The sequence below is a fragment of the Micromonospora sediminicola genome (genome assembly GCF_900089585.1).
GTDB classification, from domain to species: Bacteria; Actinomycetota; Actinomycetes; order Mycobacteriales; family Micromonosporaceae; genus Micromonospora; species Micromonospora sediminicola.
Window position 1 is genome coordinate 1986764 of sequence record NZ_FLRH01000004.1, and the last position, 16843, is coordinate 2003606.

Sequence of the window (16843 nt, forward strand, 5' to 3'; positions counted from 1 at the left end):
GTCACTCCCCGTTGCGGCGCAACGTGCCGATCACCGAGACGGCCAGCAGCAGCGCGAAGGCCGCGCCGGCGGACTCCCCGACCGAGTCGACGAAGCCCTGCCGCTGCACCAGCAGCCCGAACAGGAACCAGCCGAACACGCCGGCGGCGGCGGCCGCGTAGCCAACCATCACCGCCGTGGAGACCTCGTGCTGCCCCGTCCGCTCGTCCTCGGGAAGCACGTCCTGGTCGACGGTCATGTCAGCCCCTCCCCGCCCCGTGGTGGACCCGGCTTCCAGCGTGACACCGAGCGGATCGCACGGACAGGGGTTAAAACCCTGATCCGGGCGGTCCGGTCACGGGTGCGGGCGGGGCGGGGCTCAGGTGCCGGGGCGGCGGCCGACCACCACCACGCGGGTGCCGACCGAGCCCAGCTCCCAGAGGCGTACCGCGTCGCGGTGCAGCAGGTTGACGCAGCCGTGCGAGCCGATCGCCCCGTTGTGCAGGTAGGTGGTGGTCTCGTGGAAGCCGATCCCGCCGTTGAACTGCTGCCAGTAGGGCAGCCACACCTCGTACGGGTTGGACCACTCGCGCGGGTTCTTCCGCCCCACCGAATAGGTGCCGGCGGGCGTGGCGTATCCGGACATGCCGGTGCGGGTGACGGTCGGGTCCATCACCACCGTGCCGCCGCGCATCGCCCACACGGTCTGCCGGGTCAGGTCGACGCAGAAGGTGAGCCGGGAACCGGCCCGGCAGCGCGACACGTCGGTGTTCGCCAGCCGCTTCGCCACGTCGTACGTGGTGGGACCGGCGCGGCCGGAGGCCGGGCTGATGCCGTACCGGGTCTGGAACTTCTTGATCGCGGCGCAGTCGGCGGCGGACTGCGCGCCGTCCACGGTCAGCGTCCCGAAACCGCCCAGCCGGCTCAGGTAGCTCTCCACGGCCCGCTGGTGCTCCCCCTGCGGGCATCCGCTGGACCGGCTCGGCTTCGGGGAGGCGGTCGCCCCGGGCGACCGGGAGGGTTTCGGCGTGGCCGTCCGGCTCGGCTGCGCCGACGGGGACGTCGCCGGCCGTTCGGACGTGGGCGGCGCGCTCGCCCCCGATGCTCCCTCCGTCAGCCCGACCGGCGCGGGGGTGGTGACCCCGGCGCCTTCCGGCTGCGGATCGAGCGCGCACGCGCCGACGCCGACCAGCACGACCACCGCCAGGCCGGCGACCCGGGCGAGAAACCGGACACGCTGCATGGGCCCTCCCTGGACAGTTGTCCCGCTTGCTAGACGTGTGGGACGAGTATGACGTTGCCTGTCCAGCAAGACTTTTTTCGGACCGTCCCCGGCGTGTAACACTGGATGGTCCGCCTTCGGCAGGTCAGCTGTGGTGCGGGCAGAGATTCCGGGCGATGCGAGAGGACGCTGGCGTGAGCGGTGGACCACTGATCGTGCAGTCGGACAAGACGCTGCTGCTGGAGATCGACCACCCGGACGCGCAGGCCTGTCGGATGGCCATCGCGCCCTTCGCCGAGCTGGAGCGCTCCCCGGAGCACGTGCACACCTACCGGCTCACCCCGCTGGGCCTGTGGAACGCGCGGGCCGCCGGCCACGACGCCGAGGGCGTGGTCGACTCCCTGATCAAGTACTCCCGCTACCCGGTGCCGCACGGGCTGTTGGTGGACGTGGCGGAGACGATGGACCGGTACGGCCGGCTCCAGCTCGCCAACGACCCGGTGCACGGGCTGGTGCTGCGCGCGCTGGACCGGGTGGTGCTGATCGAGGTGGCGAAGAGCAAGAAGCTCGCCGGCATGCTCGGCGCGAAGCTCGACGACGACACGATCGCGGTGCACCCGTCCGAGCGGGGCCGGCTGAAGCAGGCGCTGCTCAAGCTCGGCTGGCCGGCGGAGGACCTGGCCGGCTACGTGGACGGTGAGGCGCACCCGATCGACCTGGCCGAGTCCGGCAAGGACGGCGGCAGGCCGTGGACGCTGCGGTCGTACCAGCGGGAGGCGGTGGAGGCGTTCTGGGCCGGCGGGTCCGGGGTGGTCGTGCTGCCCTGCGGCGCCGGCAAGACGCTGGTCGGGGCGGCGGCGATGGCCGAGGCGAAGGCCACCACGCTGATCCTGGTGACGAACACGGTGGCGGGACGGCAGTGGAAGCGGGAGCTGATCGCCCGCACCTCGCTGACCGAGGAGGAGATCGGCGAGTACTCGGGCGAGCGCAAGGAGATCCGCCCGGTCACCATCGCCACGTACCAGGTGCTCACCTCGCGGCGCGGCGGCGCGTTCACCCACCTGGACCTGTTCGGGGCCCGCGACTGGGGCCTGGTCGTCTACGACGAGGTGCACCTGCTGCCCGCGCCGATCTTCCGCTTCACGGCGGACCTCCAGGCCCGCCGCCGGCTCGGCCTCACCGCGACGCTGGTACGCGAGGACGGCCGGGAGGGTGACGTGTTCAGCCTGATCGGCCCGAAGCGGTACGACGCGCCGTGGAAGGACATCGAGCAGCAGGGCTGGATCGCCCCGGCGGAGTGCACCGAGGTACGGGTGACGCTGACCGACGCGGAGCGGATGGCGTACGCGACGGCGGAGGCGGAGGAGCGCTACCGGATGGCGGCTACCGCCCGCACGAAGCTGCCGGTGGTCCGGGCGCTGGTGGAGCGGCACCCGGACGAGCAGGTCCTCGTCATCGGTGGCTTCCTCGACCAGTTGCACCAGCTGGGCGAATATCTCGATGCGCCGATCGTGCAGGGCTCCACCACGAACAAGGAACGCGAGCGGCTGTTCGACGCGTTCCGCTCCGGCTCGTTGCGGACGCTGGTGCTCTCGAAGGTCGGCAACTTCTCGATCGACCTGCCGGAGGCGGCGGTGGCGATCCAGGTGTCCGGCACGTTCGGCTCGCGGCAGGAGGAGGCCCAGCGGTTGGGCCGGGTGCTGCGGCCGAAGGCCGACGGCCGGCAGGCGCACTTCTACACCGTGGTCTCCCGGGACACCATCGACACCGAGTACGCCGCGCACCGGCAGCGGTTCCTGGCCGAGCAGGGGTACGCGTACACCATCGTGGACGCCGACGACGTGCTCGGCCCGAAGCTGCCGACGGTCGACTGATCGGCGCGCGGGCCGGGCGGGCCGCTCTCGTGCGGCCCGCCCGGTTCCGCGGTCAGCCCTGGCCGCTGGCGCGGAAGGCGACCCAGGCGTCGCTCATCCGGTCGGCCTGGCCCGGGGTGAACATGTTCATGCAGGAGTCCTGCGTGTAGTCCATGAAGTTGTGGATCGGGTCGAGCCCCGGCGCGGTGCAGGTGTCCGCGCCGACCGGGCAGTTGAACTGCGGCGCCGCCTCACGCGGCGTGTCGGCGACGAAGTCGCCGGAGGCGGAGCAGCCGTGCGCGAACGTGTGCTCCAGCATCAGCCAGTGCCCCACCTCGTGGGTGAGCGTGTCGCCGAGCGCGTACTTGCCGGCCGTGCCGCCCGGCATCGACTCGTCGAGCATCACCACACCGTCGATGTAGTCGCGGCCGTTGTTGTAGCCCTTCGGGAAGTACGCCCAGCCGAGCAGCCCGCCGCCGATGTTCGCGGCGTAGACGTTGAGCGTGCGGGAGTCGCCGGTGTAGAGCGCCTTCTTCATGTCGCGCTCGTTCTTCCCCGGCACCACCGTGTACCAGGCGCTGTTGACGGTCCAGGTGGTGTCGACCAGCGAGAACCGGAACGGCGTGTCGGAGGCGTCGGCCGCGGTGCGCCCGGCGAACGAGTCGTTGAGCACGGTCATCTGCGCGGCGATGAGCGTGTTCCAGCGGGCCGTCTCGGCCGCGCTGAACGGGTGGTCCGAGACCATGTGGAACACGGTGGGGATGGTGACGCTGCCGTCGGCCAGGCGCGGGGCGTCCTTGATCACGCCGTACGCGTTCGCCTCGTTCTTCGAGTAGAGCTCCGGCTCCTGGGCGGTGGCGCCCTCGCTCACCCGGGCGACGCTGTGCGTGTCGGCGCCCGGCTCGCAGGCGGCGACCTCGGCGGAGGGGCTCACGGGTGCGGCCGTGGCGGACGCTCCCCCGGAGGTCAGGAACGTGGCGGCGGCAGCGGCGAGCACCGCCAGGTGGATCGTCGGTTTCCTGTGCATCGTTGCACCTTTCGAGAGGCATGAAAGGAGTACCGACGCGGGGTTGTCAAAGCTGCGGGTCGATGACGTCGTCGTCCCGACATAAGACCACGTCACCGGCGTTCACAACACCCCCCGCGGGTGGCCGCTGTCCGCTCCCTTTCGAGCTGATGCCGGAAACGACTCACTCAGTCCGCCCTCAGCGGCGCAGGTGGCGGGCGCGGCGGCCGGCGTCGCCGAAGCCGAGTCGCCGATACAGCCCGGCCGCCGGGTTGTCGTCGTTGACGCAGAGCCACGCGGCGTCCGCGCCCGCCCCGGCGAGCCCGCGCAGCACGCGCGCCACCAGGTACGCCCCGACCCGCCGGCCCCGCCACCCGGGCACCACGCCGACCTGGTCGATCCAGGTGTCGAGCACGGTGACGAAACCGGCCGCGTGGCCGTCCGACCCGCGTGCGATCAGGGTCAGCTCCGGCCGGTGGTCCTCGTCGTCCCGCAGGTCGCCCAACCACTCCTCGGCGTCGGGCTCGACGAAGCCGGGCCGGTCGGCGAACGAGGCACGGTAGGTGGCGAACAGCTCCGGCCCGAGCGCGGCCCGCTCCACCGTCACGCCGTCCGGCGCGGGGACGTCGGGCAACGCGTCGAGGTCGTGGCGCAGCACCCACTCCAGGAACGTCCGCGTGTAGCCCCGCGCGTCGAACAGCTCCTCCGCGCCGATGCTCCACGTCTCGGTGGTGTGCAGCAGGCCCGCGTCGCCGGCCTGGCGCTCGGCCCAGTCCAGCAGCGCGCCGCCGAGCCCACGCCCGCGCCACGCCGGGTGCACCAGCCCGGTGGCGGTGACGGGTGTCCGCCCGGTGCCGACCCCGACGGCCGCGACCGGTCCGTCACCGCACCAGGCGCCGTGGGTACGCGTCTGCACCAGCCGCGCCCGCAGCAACGGGGTACGCGCGAACAGCGGCAACCCGCCGTCGGTGGCGAGGCACGCCTGCACCAGGCCGGTCAGCGCGGGCAGGTCCTCGTCGCCGAACTCCCGCCAGACCAGCCCGTCCGTCCCGTCCACAGTCCACCCCTGTCACCACCGCCGTCACGCCCGACCCCACGGCCCGGCCCTCCGGCAGTAGGCCCCAACCCCTCCCCCAGGTCAACCCCATTCCCCCGCCCTCACCCCACCCCCACCGCCTTCGATCTTGGAGTTGTGGCGCCTCGAATGTCGGCTTCGCAGCCTTTGGCAGGTGCCACAAGTCCAAGATCGGCGAATACCGAGCGAGCCCGAGGGCGGGCTCGACGCGGTGCGGGGCGGGCGCGGGGGTGCGTCAGGGGAGGTCGAGGATGGCCTGGGCGAAGTCCCGGGGCGCCTCCTGGGGGAGGTTGTGGCCGATGCCTCCGCTGACGGTGCGGTGCTCGTACGGGCCGGTGAAGCGGGCCGCGTAGACGGACGGGTCGAGGTGCGGGGCGCCGTTGGCGTCGCCCTCGAGCGTGACGGTGGGGACCGTGATGTCCGGGTTGGCCGCCAGCCGCCGTTCCCACTCGTCGTACCGCGCCTCGCCCTCGGCGAGCCCGAGCCGCCACCGGTAGTTGTGGATCACCACGTCGACGTGGTCGGGGTTGTCCAGCGCGGCCGCGCTCCGGTCGAACGTGGCGTCGTCGAAGTGCCACCGCGGCGACGCGGTCCGCCAGATGAGCCGGACGAAGTCCCGCCGGTTCCGGTCGTACCCGTCGCGTCCCCGGTCGGTGGCGAAGTAGAACTGGTACCACCAGGACAGTTCCGCCGACGGGGGCAGGGGCGCGCGGCCCGCCTCCTGGCCGGCGATCAGGTAGCCGCTCACCGAGACCAGCCCGGCGCAGCGTTCCGGTCGGAGGGCGGCGATCACGTCGGCGGTCCGTGCGCCCCAGTCGAACCCGGCGAGCGTCGCCCGTTGCACCCCGAGCGCGTCCATCAGGTCCAGGGTGTCCTGCGCCAGGGCCGCCGGTTGGCCGTTGCGCGGCGCGCCGGCGTCCCGGATCCGGGTCGGCCCGAATCCGCGGAGGTAGGGCACGATCACCCGCCGTCCGGCGTCGGTCAGCCGGGGCACGACGTCGGCGAAGCTGTGGATGTCGTAGGGCCACCCGTGCAGCAGTACGACCACGTCCCCGTTCGCCGGTCCCGCGTCGACGTATCCGACGCTCAGCTCCCCGGCCTCGACCCGCCGAACCTCTCCCCACGCCTCCGTCATCGGGCCCGCTTCCCCATCGCGCCGTCGATCATGCGATCGGGCACCCGGCAGGGGCCGTCGATCCCCCGGCGGAGGGGCGACACGTGCGAGATCAGCGCGACGGGGAGTGGATGACGATCGTGGCGCGAGCGGAGAGGGGGGCCAGGAGCCACGTGAGGGGGTGCTCGTGCTCGGTGAGGTCGACCAGGAAACGGTCCCCCGGGCGGAGGTGCAGCTGCTCGGCGATCTCGGCGGCGAGTCGCCGCCACGCGCCGAAGCTGGTGCCGTCCGCCGTAGCCGGGTCGGCCGGGTCGACGGCGGTGTGGTCCGGCGTGTCGGCGGGGTGCCGGAGCACCTCGGCCGACCAGTCCAGCCAGCCCGGCGGCACCTCGCCGAGCGGGCCCGGCCCGGTGCCCACCAGGTAGCGGTGCGTGCCCTCGGGCACGTCCTCCAGCCAGTCGTCGAGCCGCTCCGGGGTCACGAACACCGCGTCGTAGGGCCGGTCCGCCCCCGGTTCCAGCACCGGCAACCCGGCCAGCGCGCGGGGCCGGAAGGAGACCGCCAGCCCGATCGACCAGGCGCCGATCAGCACCGCCGCGCTACGCCAGTGCGGCGGCAGCAGCACCGCCACCCGGTCGCCGGGGCGCAGCCGGCAGCCGTCCCGGAGCAGCGCGGCGCTGCGGGCCGCCCACTCACCCAGTTGGGGCGCGGTCAGGTCGGTGCGTTCGCCGGTGGCGTCGTCGACATAGCTGAGCAGCGGCTCGTCGGTCGCGACGGCGGCTGGTGCGTGGGTGGCCATCGGGCGTGCTCCTCCCTGGCGGTCAGCTCACCCTAGCCGGGCGAACCGGTCGACCAGGAGGGCCAACCGCCGCTCGTGTTCCGCCCGCCGCAGCCGGCCGCCGCGCATCAGCGTGACCTGGCCGTGCAGCCCGCTCCAGAACGTCTCGGTGAAGGTCTCCAGGTCGTCGTCACCGGCGAACGGCCGCAGCGTCTCGGCCAGTTCGGCGAAGGCACGGGCCAGCTCGACCGGGGTGTCCTGGCTGGCGAAGGAGAGGGCGACGGGGAGGGTGAAGATCGCGTCGTAGAGCGCGGGCCGGCGTTCGGCGAAGGCGGCGTACGCGGCGGCGATGCCGGCCACCGCCTGCCGCGCGTCGGTCGCGGCGGCCCGGGCGGCGGCCAGCTCGGCGGCCAGGTCGCCGCAGCCCTCCACGGCGACCGCCGCCATGATCGCGTCCTTGCCCGTGAAGTGGCTGTAGAGCACGGGCTGGCTGTACTCGATCTCGGCGGCGAGGCGACGGGTGGTGACCGCGTCCCAGCCCTCCGACTCGGCCAGGTCCCGGGCGGCGGCGATGATCGCCCGTTCGCGTTCCGCCCGCTCCCGCTCCCGGCGGGCCTGAATCGACATGACCCCGACTCTAGCACTGCTAGCCAACCTGCCGACGCTCTGCTAGCGTCGCCACCATTCCTAGCGTCGCTAGATTCGGAGTCGGTCATGCTCACCCCCGTCGCCTACGGGCTCGCCATCGTCCTCAGCCTCTTCTGCGTCTTCATCGGCGCCCGGTTCCTCCTGGCACCGCGCGCCTCCGCCGCCGGCTACGGCGTCGCGGCCACCCCGGACGGCGGCACCGCCTACCTCACCGTCAAGGGCCTGCGCGACCTCAGCTACGGCCTGCTCGGCCTCGCGCTGATCGCGTTCACCAGCGCCGACGCCGTCGCCTGGTACATGCTGGTCGTCGCGCTCAACCCGTTGGGCGACACCGTCGTGGTGCTGCGGAACGGCGGCACCCGGGCCGTCGCCTTCGGCGTCCACTTCGCCACCGCGGTGGTCATCCTCGTCGACGCCGCCCTGCTGTTCGCGCTCTAGACCGGGCCCGCCGCCGGCCGGTCCGCGACCGTCGACTTTGGTCGCGGGCCCGGTCGGCCGATGGCCGTATCGGCGGGCCGGGTGGCTGCGGGACGGTGCGGGCATGACGACCGAAACCCTGCGCCGGCGACTCGCGCCGGCGGTCGCGCTGCTGCTGCTCGCACCCTGGACCGCCGAATGCTCCTGGGGTGGATTCACCCTCACCGGCATGCCGTTCGTCGTGCTCGTGCTCGCCCCGATGTACGGCGGCGCCGCGCTGCTGATCCGCGAGACCGCCCGCCGGCTCGGGCTGGGCTGGCCCGGGATCGTCCTGCTCGCCGCCGCCTTCGGCGTGGTCCAGGCCGGCCTGGTCGACCAGTCGCTGTTCAATCCCGGGTTCCTCGACGACACCCAGTTCGCCGACACCCGATCCGCCGCCGAGGCGACGCTCGTGCCCGGCCTCGGGTTCAGCGCCCGGCAGGCGGTCGACTACGTGGGCAACCACGTGGCGCTGACCATCTGCGCGTCGATCGCACTCGTCGAGTCGTACCTCGGGGCGGGCCGCCGGTCGCGGCCCTGGCTGGGCCGCCCGGGGCTGGTCGCGGCCGCGCTGCTCTGGCTCGGCGGCAGTCTGCTGGTCTTCGCCGACGACGGCGGCCGCAAGGGCTTCCTGGCCGCGCCGCTCCAGCTGGCGTTCGCCACCGGCCTGGCGCTGGCCCTGGTCACCGCCGCCCTGCTCCGCCGCCGGTACGCCGGGCGCCGGCACGCCGACGCCGGGCGACCGCCCACCGACGCCGGCCCGCCGGCCGCGCCGCACCCGGTGTGGCCCGCGTTGGTCGTGCTGGTCACGTACGTGGGGGCCGGGATCGTGCCGGGCTGGCCGGGCGTCGGGCTCGCGGCCGCGCTCGCCGCGGTCACCGCCGTCCTGCTGACGCGCTGGTCCCGGCGGCCCGGCTGGGGACAGCGGCAGGTGCTCGCCGCCGGCTCGGCGAGCCTGGTCGTCGCGGCCGCGTTCGCGTACGACGGGCCGACCTACTCCCCGGCAAGCCCGGCGGCGGCCCTGGTCGGCGACGTGGCGGTCAGCGCGATCGTGCTGCTCCTGGTCGGCGGCGCGTGGTGGCGGGTCAGCGGGCGGGCAGCTCGGGACCGCCGTCGAGCAGCGGTGCCAGCAGGTCACCCTGCTTCTCCACCCGCCTGAGCACCTCGGTGGCCGTGTACGGCTTCGTCGACGGGCGCTTGCCGGCCGCGCCGGCCTCGACCTCGTCCCAGGTCAGCGGCGTGGAGGCGGCGGGCACCGGCTGAGCGCGCAGCGAGTACGGCGCGACAGTCGTCTTCGCCGCGTTGTTCTGGCTCCAGTCGATGAAGACCTTGCCGGGCCGCAGGTTCTTCGCCATCTTCGACACCACCAGCTTCGGGTGCGCCTTCTCCAGCTCCTGCGCGATCCGCCGGGCATAGTCGGAGACGACGTCGGCGTCCTGGGTCCCGGCGATCGGGCAGCACAGCTGCATGCCCTTCTTCCCCGACGTCTTCGGGTACGCCTCGACGCCGTCGGCCGCCAGCCGGTCGCGCATCAGCAGCGCCACCTGGCAGCACTGCTTCAACGCGGCCGGGGCGCCCGGGTCCAGGTCGACCACCATCATGTCCGGGTGGGCGCCGATCTTCCACTGCGGCGTGTGCAGCTCCAGCGCGGCCAGGTTGGCCAGCCAGACCAGCGTGGGCAGATCGTCGCAGACCACGTAGTCGATGGTCTCCCGTCCCTTGCTCGACCCGGGGGCGGGCAGGTTCTCGGTGCGTACCCAACCGGGGGTCGCGGCGGGCGCGTTCTTCTCGAAGAACGACCCGCCGTCCACGCCGTTGGGGAAGCGGATCCGGGTGAGCGCCCGGTCGCGCAGGTGCGGCAGCAGCACCGGGGCGATCCGGGTGTAGTAGTCGATCACCTCGCCCTTGGTGAAACCCGCCTGCGGGAAGAGCACCTTGTCCAGGTTGGACAGCTCCAGCGAGCGCCCCTCGACCTCGACCTTGAAACGGTCAGCCGGCATCGTCGACCTCCTCGGGCGGCTTGTCCGGGCGCAGGCGCAGGATCCGCGGGAAGCGCAGCCGGCCGTCCGGGGTGCGCTGGCCGTACTTCACCTCCACCACGACCCGGGGTGATACCCAGATCGCACCCCGGGCATCCTCGCGCGGCACGCCGGCGGCGAACGGCGACGCGTCGGCACGCAGCGGCTCCAGCTCACGCAGCAGCTCCCGCTCGATCGCCGCGCCGATCCCGCCGCCGACCCGGCCCCGGTAGATCAGCCGGCCGTCCGGGCCGGGCACCCCGACCAGCAGGCCACCGACCCGGCGCGCGCCCGGTCGCCAGCCGCCGACCACGAAGTCGCCGGTGACCTCCAGCTTGACCTTCACCCAGTCCGGCGAGCGCACCCCGGGTCGGTAGACCGACTCGACCCGCTTGGCCATCACGCCCTCCAGCCCGTGCTCGCCGGCCGCGGCGTAGGTGGCCGGGCCGTCGCCGAAGACCGGCGGCACCGCCCACCGGGCGGCGCCGAGCCCGAGCGACTCCAGCGCCGCCCGCCGCTCCCGCCAGGGCCGGGCGGTCAGGTCCACGCCGTCGAGCCGCAACAGGTCGAAGATCATGTACGTGACCGGCACGGTCGCCGCCAGCCGCGCCGCCTTGACCGGGTTGCGCACGTGCATCCGCTCGGCCAGCGCGGTGAACGACGGCTGCCCGTCGGCGAAGAGCACCACCTCGCCGTCGAGCAGCGCGTCGTCGACCTGCTCGGCCAGGTTGAGCAGTTCCGGGTACGCGGTGGTGATCTCGACGCCGGACCGGGCGTAGAAGTGCCGGTCGCCGTGGGAGATGTCGGCGAGCGCGCGGACCCCGTCCCACTTGAACTCGTACGCCCACGCGGCACCGGCCGGGAGCTGCCCGGTCATCGCGAGCATCGGCTTCAACGGCGCGCCGGGCACCTCCTGACTGTAGTTGCGCGCGGAAGCGCGTGCGTCCCGTTCGATCGTTTGCGATTCTGGTGGTCAACCGGGGAGAGGAGCGCGGGATGCGGGCGATCTGGAAAGGAGCGGTGTCGTTCGGCCTGGTGTCGATCGGGGTGAAGGTCTACTCGGCCACCGAGGAGAAGGACATCCGGTTCCACCAGGTGCACCGGGAGGACGGCGGCCGGATCCGCTACAAGCGCACCTGCTCGGTCTGCGGCGAGGAGGTCACCTACGACGACATCGCCAAGGGCTACGACATCGGCGGCGGCGAGATGGTGATCCTCACCGACGAGGACTTCGCCGACCTGCCGTTGAGCACCTCGCACGCGATCGACGTGCTGGAGTTCGTGCCGGCCGAGCAGGTCGACCCGATCCTCTACAACAAGGCCTACTTCCTGGAGCCGGAGGGCTCGGCCACCAAGCCGTACGTGCTGCTGCGCGACGCGCTCTCCGACTCGGAGCGGGTGGCGATCGTCAAGGTGGCGCTGCGCCAGCGGGAGCAACTGGCCACCCTGCGGGTCCGCGAGGGCGTGCTGCTGCTCAACACCATGCTCTGGCCGGACGAGATCCGCCAGCCGGACTTCGGCTTCCTGGACGAGGACCTGAAGGTCCGCCCGCCGGAGCTGGCGATGGCCAGCTCACTGATCGACTCGATGGCCGGCGAGTTCGAGCCGGACGCGTTCACCGACGACTACCGGGCCGCGTTGCAGGAGGTCATCGACGCCAAGGTCGAGGGCCGTGAGGTGGTGCAGCCGGAGGAGGAAGAGGCAGCGCCGGCCGCCGCGGTGGACCTGATGGCCGCGCTGAAGGCGTCGGTCGAGCGGGCCCGGGCGGCCCGGGGTGAGGCGCCGTCCGGCGGCGGGGCCGAGCCGACCCCGATCTCGTCGGCCCGCTCGGCGAAGAAGACCGCCGCGAAGAAGGCCCCCGCCAAGAAGACCCCCGCCAAGAAGACCGCGGCGAAGAAGGCCGAACCGGCCAAGAAGACCGCCGCGAAGAAGGCCCCCGCCAAGAAGACCGCCGCGAAGAAGAAGACCGCCTGAGGTGCAAGGAGGGGCCCCCGCTTAACGCCTCCGGTATAGGCGGGGCCCCCTCTTGTCACCCACGGCCGAGCTTCTCCGTCGGCGTGACGCGCACGATGACGCGTTCCTCGCCGGGACGGCGCCACGGGTACGCGTCCTGGTTCAGATACTTCTTCGCCATCCGGTCGATGTGCTCGTCGGCGCCCTCGGTGACGAACTCGGCGGTGCCCTTCACCCAGAGCGTGCGGAAGTCGTCCGCCTTGTCCACCACCGACACCGCGACCACCGGGTTGCGCGCCATGTTGAGGTACTTCTGCCGGCCCTTTGCCGTGTTGAACAGGATGTGCTCGCCGTCGGTGTCCACCCAGACCGGGGTGACGTGCGGGGTGCCGTCGGACTCGATCGTGGCCACGTGCGCGAGCTGGGGCTCGCCGAGCAGGGCCAGATCTTCTTCGGTGAGGATCGCCATGGTCGAGAACGTACCTCGGTGGGTTGTCCGCCGCCGCCGGTACGCTCCGCCGGCCGTCGGCCGACGAAAGGACACTTCCCATGCCGTACACCCCAGACTTCGAGCGACTGCTCACCCCCGGCGCCCGGTTCGAGGACGGCACGGCCGTGCACGTGATCGAGGCGCACCCCGCCGGTGAGGTCGTGCTGCCGACCGGCCGACTGGTGGGGTGCGATCCGCTGGTCTGCCCGGAGAGCGACCCGTACACGGTCGCCGTCGCGCCCGGCCGTTACCCGGCACGTGCCTGGGTGTCGTCGGTCCGCCGCGACGGCGACGAGACCGACCGGCGGGTCGCGGCGCTGGAGGTCGTCGTCCGGGACGAGCCGGTCTCGCGGTGGGAGATGGCCGTCGTCGACGGCCAGGACATCGGCGAGCTGGGCCCGGACGGCTTCTTCGGGTACGGCGTGGACGCCGGCACCGGCACGCTCGCCGACCGCGACGCTCTCGCCGTGATCGAGGACTGGGACTACGAGCGGATCGAGGAGGTTTTCATCGCCGGGGACGAGGGCTCCGCCCCTGGTCCGGTGCCGGGCCTGGTCGACGCGGTCGTGGACGAGGAGACCGGCGCGAACGTGGTGGCGGTCTGGTCGGGCTGGGGGGACGGCTGCTACGGCACCTGGATCGGCCGGGACGCGGACGACCGGGTCGCGAGGTTCGTCACCGATTTCATGGTGGTGCCCGTCGAGGACTGAGGTGTGAACAAGGGGCCCCGCCCATACCGAATGCGTTAAGAAGGGCCCCCGCCTTTTCTCACAGTGGGCGTGTGGGCGGGTACCGTTTGCGCGCATCCACCCACCTGCAGGGAGTCGACGTGAGCGAGCGTGTGGAGAACCGGACGGCGGGCCAGGCCCCGGCCACCAAGGCACAGCGGCGGTTGGCCGCCCAGCTGGCCGAGAAGAAGGCCGCCGAGGCGCGCCGCCGCCGGCAGTCGATGCTCGGCGCGGCCGCCGGTGTGCTCGCCGTGGTGGCCCTGGTCGGCGGTCTGGTCTGGCTGAACAGCGGGGACGACGACAAGCCCGCCACCGCCACCTCGGCCAGCCCCAGCGCCCCGGTCGAGCCCGCCGCGCCGCCCGCCCCGGAGCTGCCCGCGGGCACCGACCCGGCGCTGAAGACCAAGCCGACCGTCCAGGCCGGCTCGGGTGACCTGAAGAAGCTGACCGTCACCACGCTGGTCAAGGGCACCGGCCCGGCGGTGAAGGCCGGCCAGACCATCACCACGAATTACGTGGGCGTGTTCTACAAGGACGGCAAGCAGTTCGACGCGTCCTGGGACAACGGCCAGCCGGCCACCTTCCAGATCGGCGTGGGCCAGGTCATCAAGGGCTGGGACCAGGGCCTGGTCGGCGTGCCGGTGGGCAGCCGGGTGCAGCTGGACCTCCCGGCCGACCTGGCCTACGGCAACGACGCCTCGGGCGGCCGTCCGGCCGGGCCGCTGCGCTTCGTCGTCGACGTGCTGGCTGCGCAGTAGATCACTCCAGGCTTCCGCCCGGTCACCCACCGGCAGTAGGTTCGTGGTCACCGTGGGCGGCACGTCCGTCCACGGCGACTGCCCACCGACGCGGAGGTGCAACGTGGCGGCGCTGGACGATGCCGGGATGGCCCGGCGGATGTGGACGCTCTTCGAGCCGGTCCACGCGGTGACCTACTTCCACCCGCGCGCCCGGGCCGCGTTCGAGGCGGTCGGGCTGCGCGGCTACTGGCGCGGTTACTTCGCCGGCCGGGCCGCGCCGCTCGGGCCGGTGGACGCGCCGACGGTCACGGCCGCCTTCTTCAGCTTCGCGCCGCCGATGGTGGCCCGCGCGCTGCCGTCGGTGTGGCGGCTGGCCACGCCGGAGGAGGCGCTGCGCGCCCGGCTCACCGGTGCGGTGCAGGCGCTCGCCGAGTTCACCTACGAGCTGCCCGAGTCCCACCTCGTCGAGGCCGCCGAACTGCTGGAGGAGGCGGCCGGGCGGGTGGACACGGCGGGTCGGGTGCTCGGCGCGGTCAACGCCGCCCTGCCCCGCGGGGAGTACCCGCTGGCCCGCCTCTGGCAGGCGGCCGCCACGCTGCGCGAGCACCGGGGCGACGGCCACGTGGCGGCGCTGGTGACCACCGGGCTGGAGCCGGTCGAGGTGGTGGCCTGGCGGTGCCGGGTCGACCAGTCGCGCGAGTTCCACCAGCCGGCCCGGGGCTGGACCGACGAGCAGTGGTCCGCCGCGGAGGAGCGGCTGGTCGAGAAGGGGTGGCTGACCCCCGAGCGGAAGCCCACCGCGCACGCCACCGAGACGTTCCGGAGCGTCGAGGACGCCACCGACCGGGCCGCGTCGGGCCCGTGGCGGGCACTGGGCGCGGAGCGCACCGCGCGGCTGCGGGAGCTGCTCGACCCGATCGCCACCCGGTGTCGCACGATCATCCCGCCGCAGGCCCCGATCGGTCTGCCCGCGCAGCGCTCCGCCGGGGTGACCCTGCCGGGCTGAACCGGGCCGCCGGCTGGGGCAGGATGACGTCATGGTGGACGCGGTGCTCTTCGACCTCGACGGCGTGATCGTGGATTCCGAGCCGGTCTGGGAGGAGGTCCGCCGGGCGTACGTGGCGACGCACGGCGGCGTCTGGCAGCCCGACACCCAGCGCCGGCTGATGGGCATGAGTACCGGCGAGTGGGCGGCGTACCTCAGCGGCGAGCTGGGCGTCGACCGGTCGGCCGAGCAGGTCGCCGCCGAGGTGGTGGCCGAGATGACCGACCGGTACGCGCGACGCGTACCGCTGATCGACGGCGCGGACGCGGTGGTGCGCCGGACGGCCGCGCGGTGGCCGCTCGGGCTGGCCAGTTCCTCGCCGACCCGGCTGATCGCCGCGGCGCTCGACGCGACGGGCCTGGCGGGCGCGTTCGGCGCGACGCTGTCGACCGAGGAGACCGCCCGGGGCAAGCCGGCGCCGGACGTCTGGCTGGCGGTGGCCGAGCGGCTGGACGTCGACCCGGCCCGGTGCGTGGCGGTGGAGGACTCCTCGAACGGCGTCCGCTCGGCCGCCGCGGCGGGCTGTCGGGTGGTGGCGGTGCCGCACGGGTCGTACCCGCTCGACCCGGACGCCGAGGCGCTCGCGGCCGTGCTGCTGCCCTCGATCGACGCGCTCACCCCGGAGCTGCTGGCGGACCTGCGCTGAGGCGGGCCCGGCATGTTCGCGCGACCTTCGGGTAGCGCACCCACGACGACGGCGGAGGGACGACGATGAAGGCGATCGTGTACGAGCGCAGCGGGGACGCCTCGGTGCTCCAGTTGGTGGACCGGCCGGTGCCGGAGCCCGGCCCCGGCGAGGTGCTGGTGCGGATGGCGGTGTCGGGGGTGAACCCGACCGACTGGAAGGCCCGCCAGGCGTGGCCCCTGCCGGCCGGCTGGCAGATCCCGCACCAGGACGGCGCCGGCGTGGTCGAGGCGGTCGGCGAGGGCGTGGACCGGATCCTGATCGGCGAGCGGGTCTGGGTCTGGGAGGCGGCCTGGCAGCGACCCTGGGGCACCGCCAGCGAGTACACCGTGGTGCCGGTCCGGCACGCGGTGCCGCTCGGCTCGGCCTCGTTCGACCTGGGCGCGGCGCTGGGCATCCCGTTCATGACCGCGCACCGGTGCCTGACCGCCGGCGAGTTCATGCCGGACAAGCTGCACGCCGGCGCGTTGAGCGACCACGTGGTGCTGGTGCAGGGCGGGGCGGGCGCGGTGGGCAACGCGGCGATCCAGCTCGCCCGCTGGGCCGACGCCTGCGTGATCACCACGGTGAGCAGCCCGGAGAAGGCACAGCTGGCGGCGGCGGCCGGGGCCAACTTCGTGATCAACTATCGCGAGCAGGACGTGGTCGAGGAGGTCCGCAAGGTCGCGCCCGACGGGGTGCACACGATCGTCGAGGTCTCGGCCGCCCGCAACGCCGCGGCCGACGTGCAGATCCTGCGCACCGGCGCGGCGGTCTGCGTGTACGCCGACGACGGCGGCGACGAGGTGACGCTGCCGATCCGGCCCCTGATGGGCCCGAACGCGCGCTGGCAGTTCGTGCTGGTCTACACCGCGCCGAAGGTGGCCAAGGCGCAGGCGGTCACCGACATCGCCGCCGCGGTGGCGCAGGGCGCGATCCGGGTCGGCGAACAGGCGGGCCTGCCGCTGCACCGGTATCCGCTGGCGCAGGCCGCCGCCGCGCAGCAGGCGGTGCAGGACAGCGTGGTGGGCAAGGTGCTCGTGAGCACCGCCGACGAGTAGGCAACCGGATTTC

Annotated in this window: 19 protein-coding genes; 9 read left to right on the plus strand and 10 right to left on the minus strand. The window is 73.2% G+C overall.

Going from position 1 to position 16843, the window contains the following annotated elements; genetic code table 11:
• Position 1 precedes the first annotated feature (1 nt).
• Positions 2 to 238: a hypothetical protein gene (locus GA0070622_RS30965; protein ID WP_091583320.1), complete on the minus strand. Its 237-nt coding sequence runs from the start codon at positions 236 to 238 to the stop codon at positions 2 to 4.
• A gap of 120 nt (positions 239 to 358) precedes the next feature.
• Positions 359 to 1222: a L,D-transpeptidase family protein gene (locus tag GA0070622_RS30970; protein WP_091583323.1), complete on the minus strand. Its 864-nt coding sequence runs from the start codon at positions 1220 to 1222 to the stop codon at positions 359 to 361.
• Positions 1223 to 1395: 173 nt separating this feature from the next.
• Between GA0070622_RS30970 and GA0070622_RS30975 the strand changes: the two genes are divergently transcribed.
• Complete coding sequence (locus GA0070622_RS30975) at positions 1396 to 3075, plus strand: DNA repair helicase XPB (protein ID WP_091583327.1); 1680 nt, start codon at positions 1396 to 1398, stop codon at positions 3073 to 3075.
• 52 nt (positions 3076 to 3127) lie between these two features.
• Here the strand turns inward: GA0070622_RS30975 and GA0070622_RS30980 are convergent, their stop codons facing one another.
• The 5 genes from GA0070622_RS30980 to GA0070622_RS31000 all read right to left on the minus strand — a co-directional run bounded on the left by GA0070622_RS30980 (position 3128) and on the right by GA0070622_RS31000 (position 7654).
• On the minus strand, positions 3128 to 4081 hold the full coding sequence (locus GA0070622_RS30980) for a zinc metalloprotease (RefSeq protein WP_091583331.1): 954 nt from the start codon (positions 4079 to 4081) through the stop codon (positions 3128 to 3130).
• 178 nt (positions 4082 to 4259) lie between these two features.
• The gene (locus tag GA0070622_RS30985) at positions 4260 to 5117 is read right to left on the minus strand and encodes a GNAT family N-acetyltransferase (protein ID WP_091583335.1); all 858 of its coding nucleotides are present in this window, start codon (positions 5115 to 5117) and stop codon (positions 4260 to 4262) included.
• 253 nt (positions 5118 to 5370) lie between these two features.
• Positions 5371 to 6270 (minus strand): alpha/beta fold hydrolase, encoded by a 900-nt coding sequence (locus GA0070622_RS30990; protein WP_091583340.1) that lies wholly within the window; start codon positions 6268 to 6270, stop codon positions 5371 to 5373.
• 91 nt (positions 6271 to 6361) lie between these two features.
• The gene (locus GA0070622_RS30995; RefSeq protein ID WP_091583343.1) at positions 6362 to 7048 is read right to left on the minus strand and encodes a TIGR03089 family protein; all 687 of its coding nucleotides are present in this window, start codon (positions 7046 to 7048) and stop codon (positions 6362 to 6364) included.
• Between the two features lie 27 nt (positions 7049 to 7075).
• Positions 7076 to 7654 carry a TetR/AcrR family transcriptional regulator gene (locus GA0070622_RS31000; protein ID WP_091583348.1) on the minus strand — a complete coding sequence of 193 codons (579 nt, stop codon included), beginning with the start codon at positions 7652 to 7654 and terminating at the stop codon, positions 7076 to 7078.
• Between the two features lie 87 nt (positions 7655 to 7741).
• Here GA0070622_RS31000 and GA0070622_RS31005 point away from each other — a divergent pair, with 87 nt between their 5' ends.
• Together GA0070622_RS31005 and GA0070622_RS31010 are read left to right on the plus strand one after the other, a co-directional pair.
• Entirely contained in the window at positions 7742 to 8113 is a 372-nt protein-coding gene (locus GA0070622_RS31005; RefSeq protein WP_091583353.1) for a DUF4267 domain-containing protein, read from the plus strand.
• Positions 8114 to 8216: 103 nt separating this feature from the next.
• Positions 8217 to 9290 (plus strand): hypothetical protein, encoded by a 1074-nt coding sequence (locus GA0070622_RS31010; protein ID WP_091583358.1) that lies wholly within the window; start codon positions 8217 to 8219, stop codon positions 9288 to 9290.
• Here the strand turns inward: GA0070622_RS31010 and ligD (GA0070622_RS31015) are convergent.
• Together ligD (GA0070622_RS31015) and ligD (GA0070622_RS31020) are read right to left on the minus strand one after the other, a co-directional pair.
• The gene (gene ligD, locus GA0070622_RS31015; protein ID WP_091583361.1) at positions 9217 to 10131 is read right to left on the minus strand and encodes a non-homologous end-joining DNA ligase; all 915 of its coding nucleotides are present in this window, start codon (positions 10129 to 10131) and stop codon (positions 9217 to 9219) included. The genes GA0070622_RS31010 and ligD (GA0070622_RS31015) overlap by 74 nt on opposite strands.
• On the minus strand, positions 10121 to 11059 hold the full coding sequence (gene ligD, locus GA0070622_RS31020; RefSeq protein ID WP_091583364.1) for a non-homologous end-joining DNA ligase: 939 nt from the start codon (positions 11057 to 11059) through the stop codon (positions 10121 to 10123). Before ligD (GA0070622_RS31020) ends, ligD (GA0070622_RS31015) begins: the two co-directional genes overlap by 11 nt.
• Before the next feature lie 86 nt (positions 11060 to 11145).
• Between ligD (GA0070622_RS31020) and ku the strand changes: the two genes are divergently transcribed.
• Positions 11146 to 12123, plus strand: coding sequence for a non-homologous end joining protein Ku (gene ku / locus GA0070622_RS31025; protein WP_091583369.1), 978 nt, complete (start codon positions 11146 to 11148; stop codon positions 12121 to 12123).
• Between the two features lie 55 nt (positions 12124 to 12178).
• On the opposite strand, the gene GA0070622_RS31030 is transcribed toward ku, so the two are convergent.
• A complete protein-coding gene (locus GA0070622_RS31030) occupies positions 12179 to 12571 on the minus strand; it encodes a PPOX class F420-dependent oxidoreductase (RefSeq protein WP_091583372.1) in 393 nt (130 codons plus the stop codon).
• Positions 12572 to 12651: 80 nt separating this feature from the next.
• Between GA0070622_RS31030 and GA0070622_RS31035 the strand changes: the two genes are divergently transcribed.
• The 5 genes from GA0070622_RS31035 to GA0070622_RS31055 all read left to right on the plus strand — a co-directional run bounded on the left by GA0070622_RS31035 (position 12652) and on the right by GA0070622_RS31055 (position 16830).
• Positions 12652 to 13302 (plus strand): DUF4241 domain-containing protein, encoded by a 651-nt coding sequence (locus GA0070622_RS31035; RefSeq protein ID WP_091583375.1) that lies wholly within the window; start codon positions 12652 to 12654, stop codon positions 13300 to 13302.
• A 119-nt stretch (positions 13303 to 13421) separates the two neighbouring features.
• Positions 13422 to 14078, plus strand: coding sequence for an FKBP-type peptidyl-prolyl cis-trans isomerase (locus GA0070622_RS31040; RefSeq protein ID WP_091583378.1), 657 nt, complete (start codon positions 13422 to 13424; stop codon positions 14076 to 14078).
• A gap of 127 nt (positions 14079 to 14205) precedes the next feature.
• Positions 14206 to 15066, plus strand: a complete 861-nt coding sequence (locus tag GA0070622_RS31045; protein WP_425412794.1) for an SCO6745 family protein — start codon at positions 14206 to 14208, stop codon at positions 15064 to 15066.
• Positions 15067 to 15097: 31 nt separating this feature from the next.
• Entirely contained in the window at positions 15098 to 15751 is a 654-nt protein-coding gene (locus GA0070622_RS31050) for an HAD family hydrolase (RefSeq protein WP_091583387.1), read from the plus strand.
• A gap of 65 nt (positions 15752 to 15816) precedes the next feature.
• Positions 15817 to 16830, plus strand: coding sequence for an NADPH:quinone reductase (locus tag GA0070622_RS31055; RefSeq protein ID WP_091583390.1), 1014 nt, complete (start codon positions 15817 to 15819; stop codon positions 16828 to 16830).
• Positions 16831 to 16843: the final 13 nt, after the last annotated feature.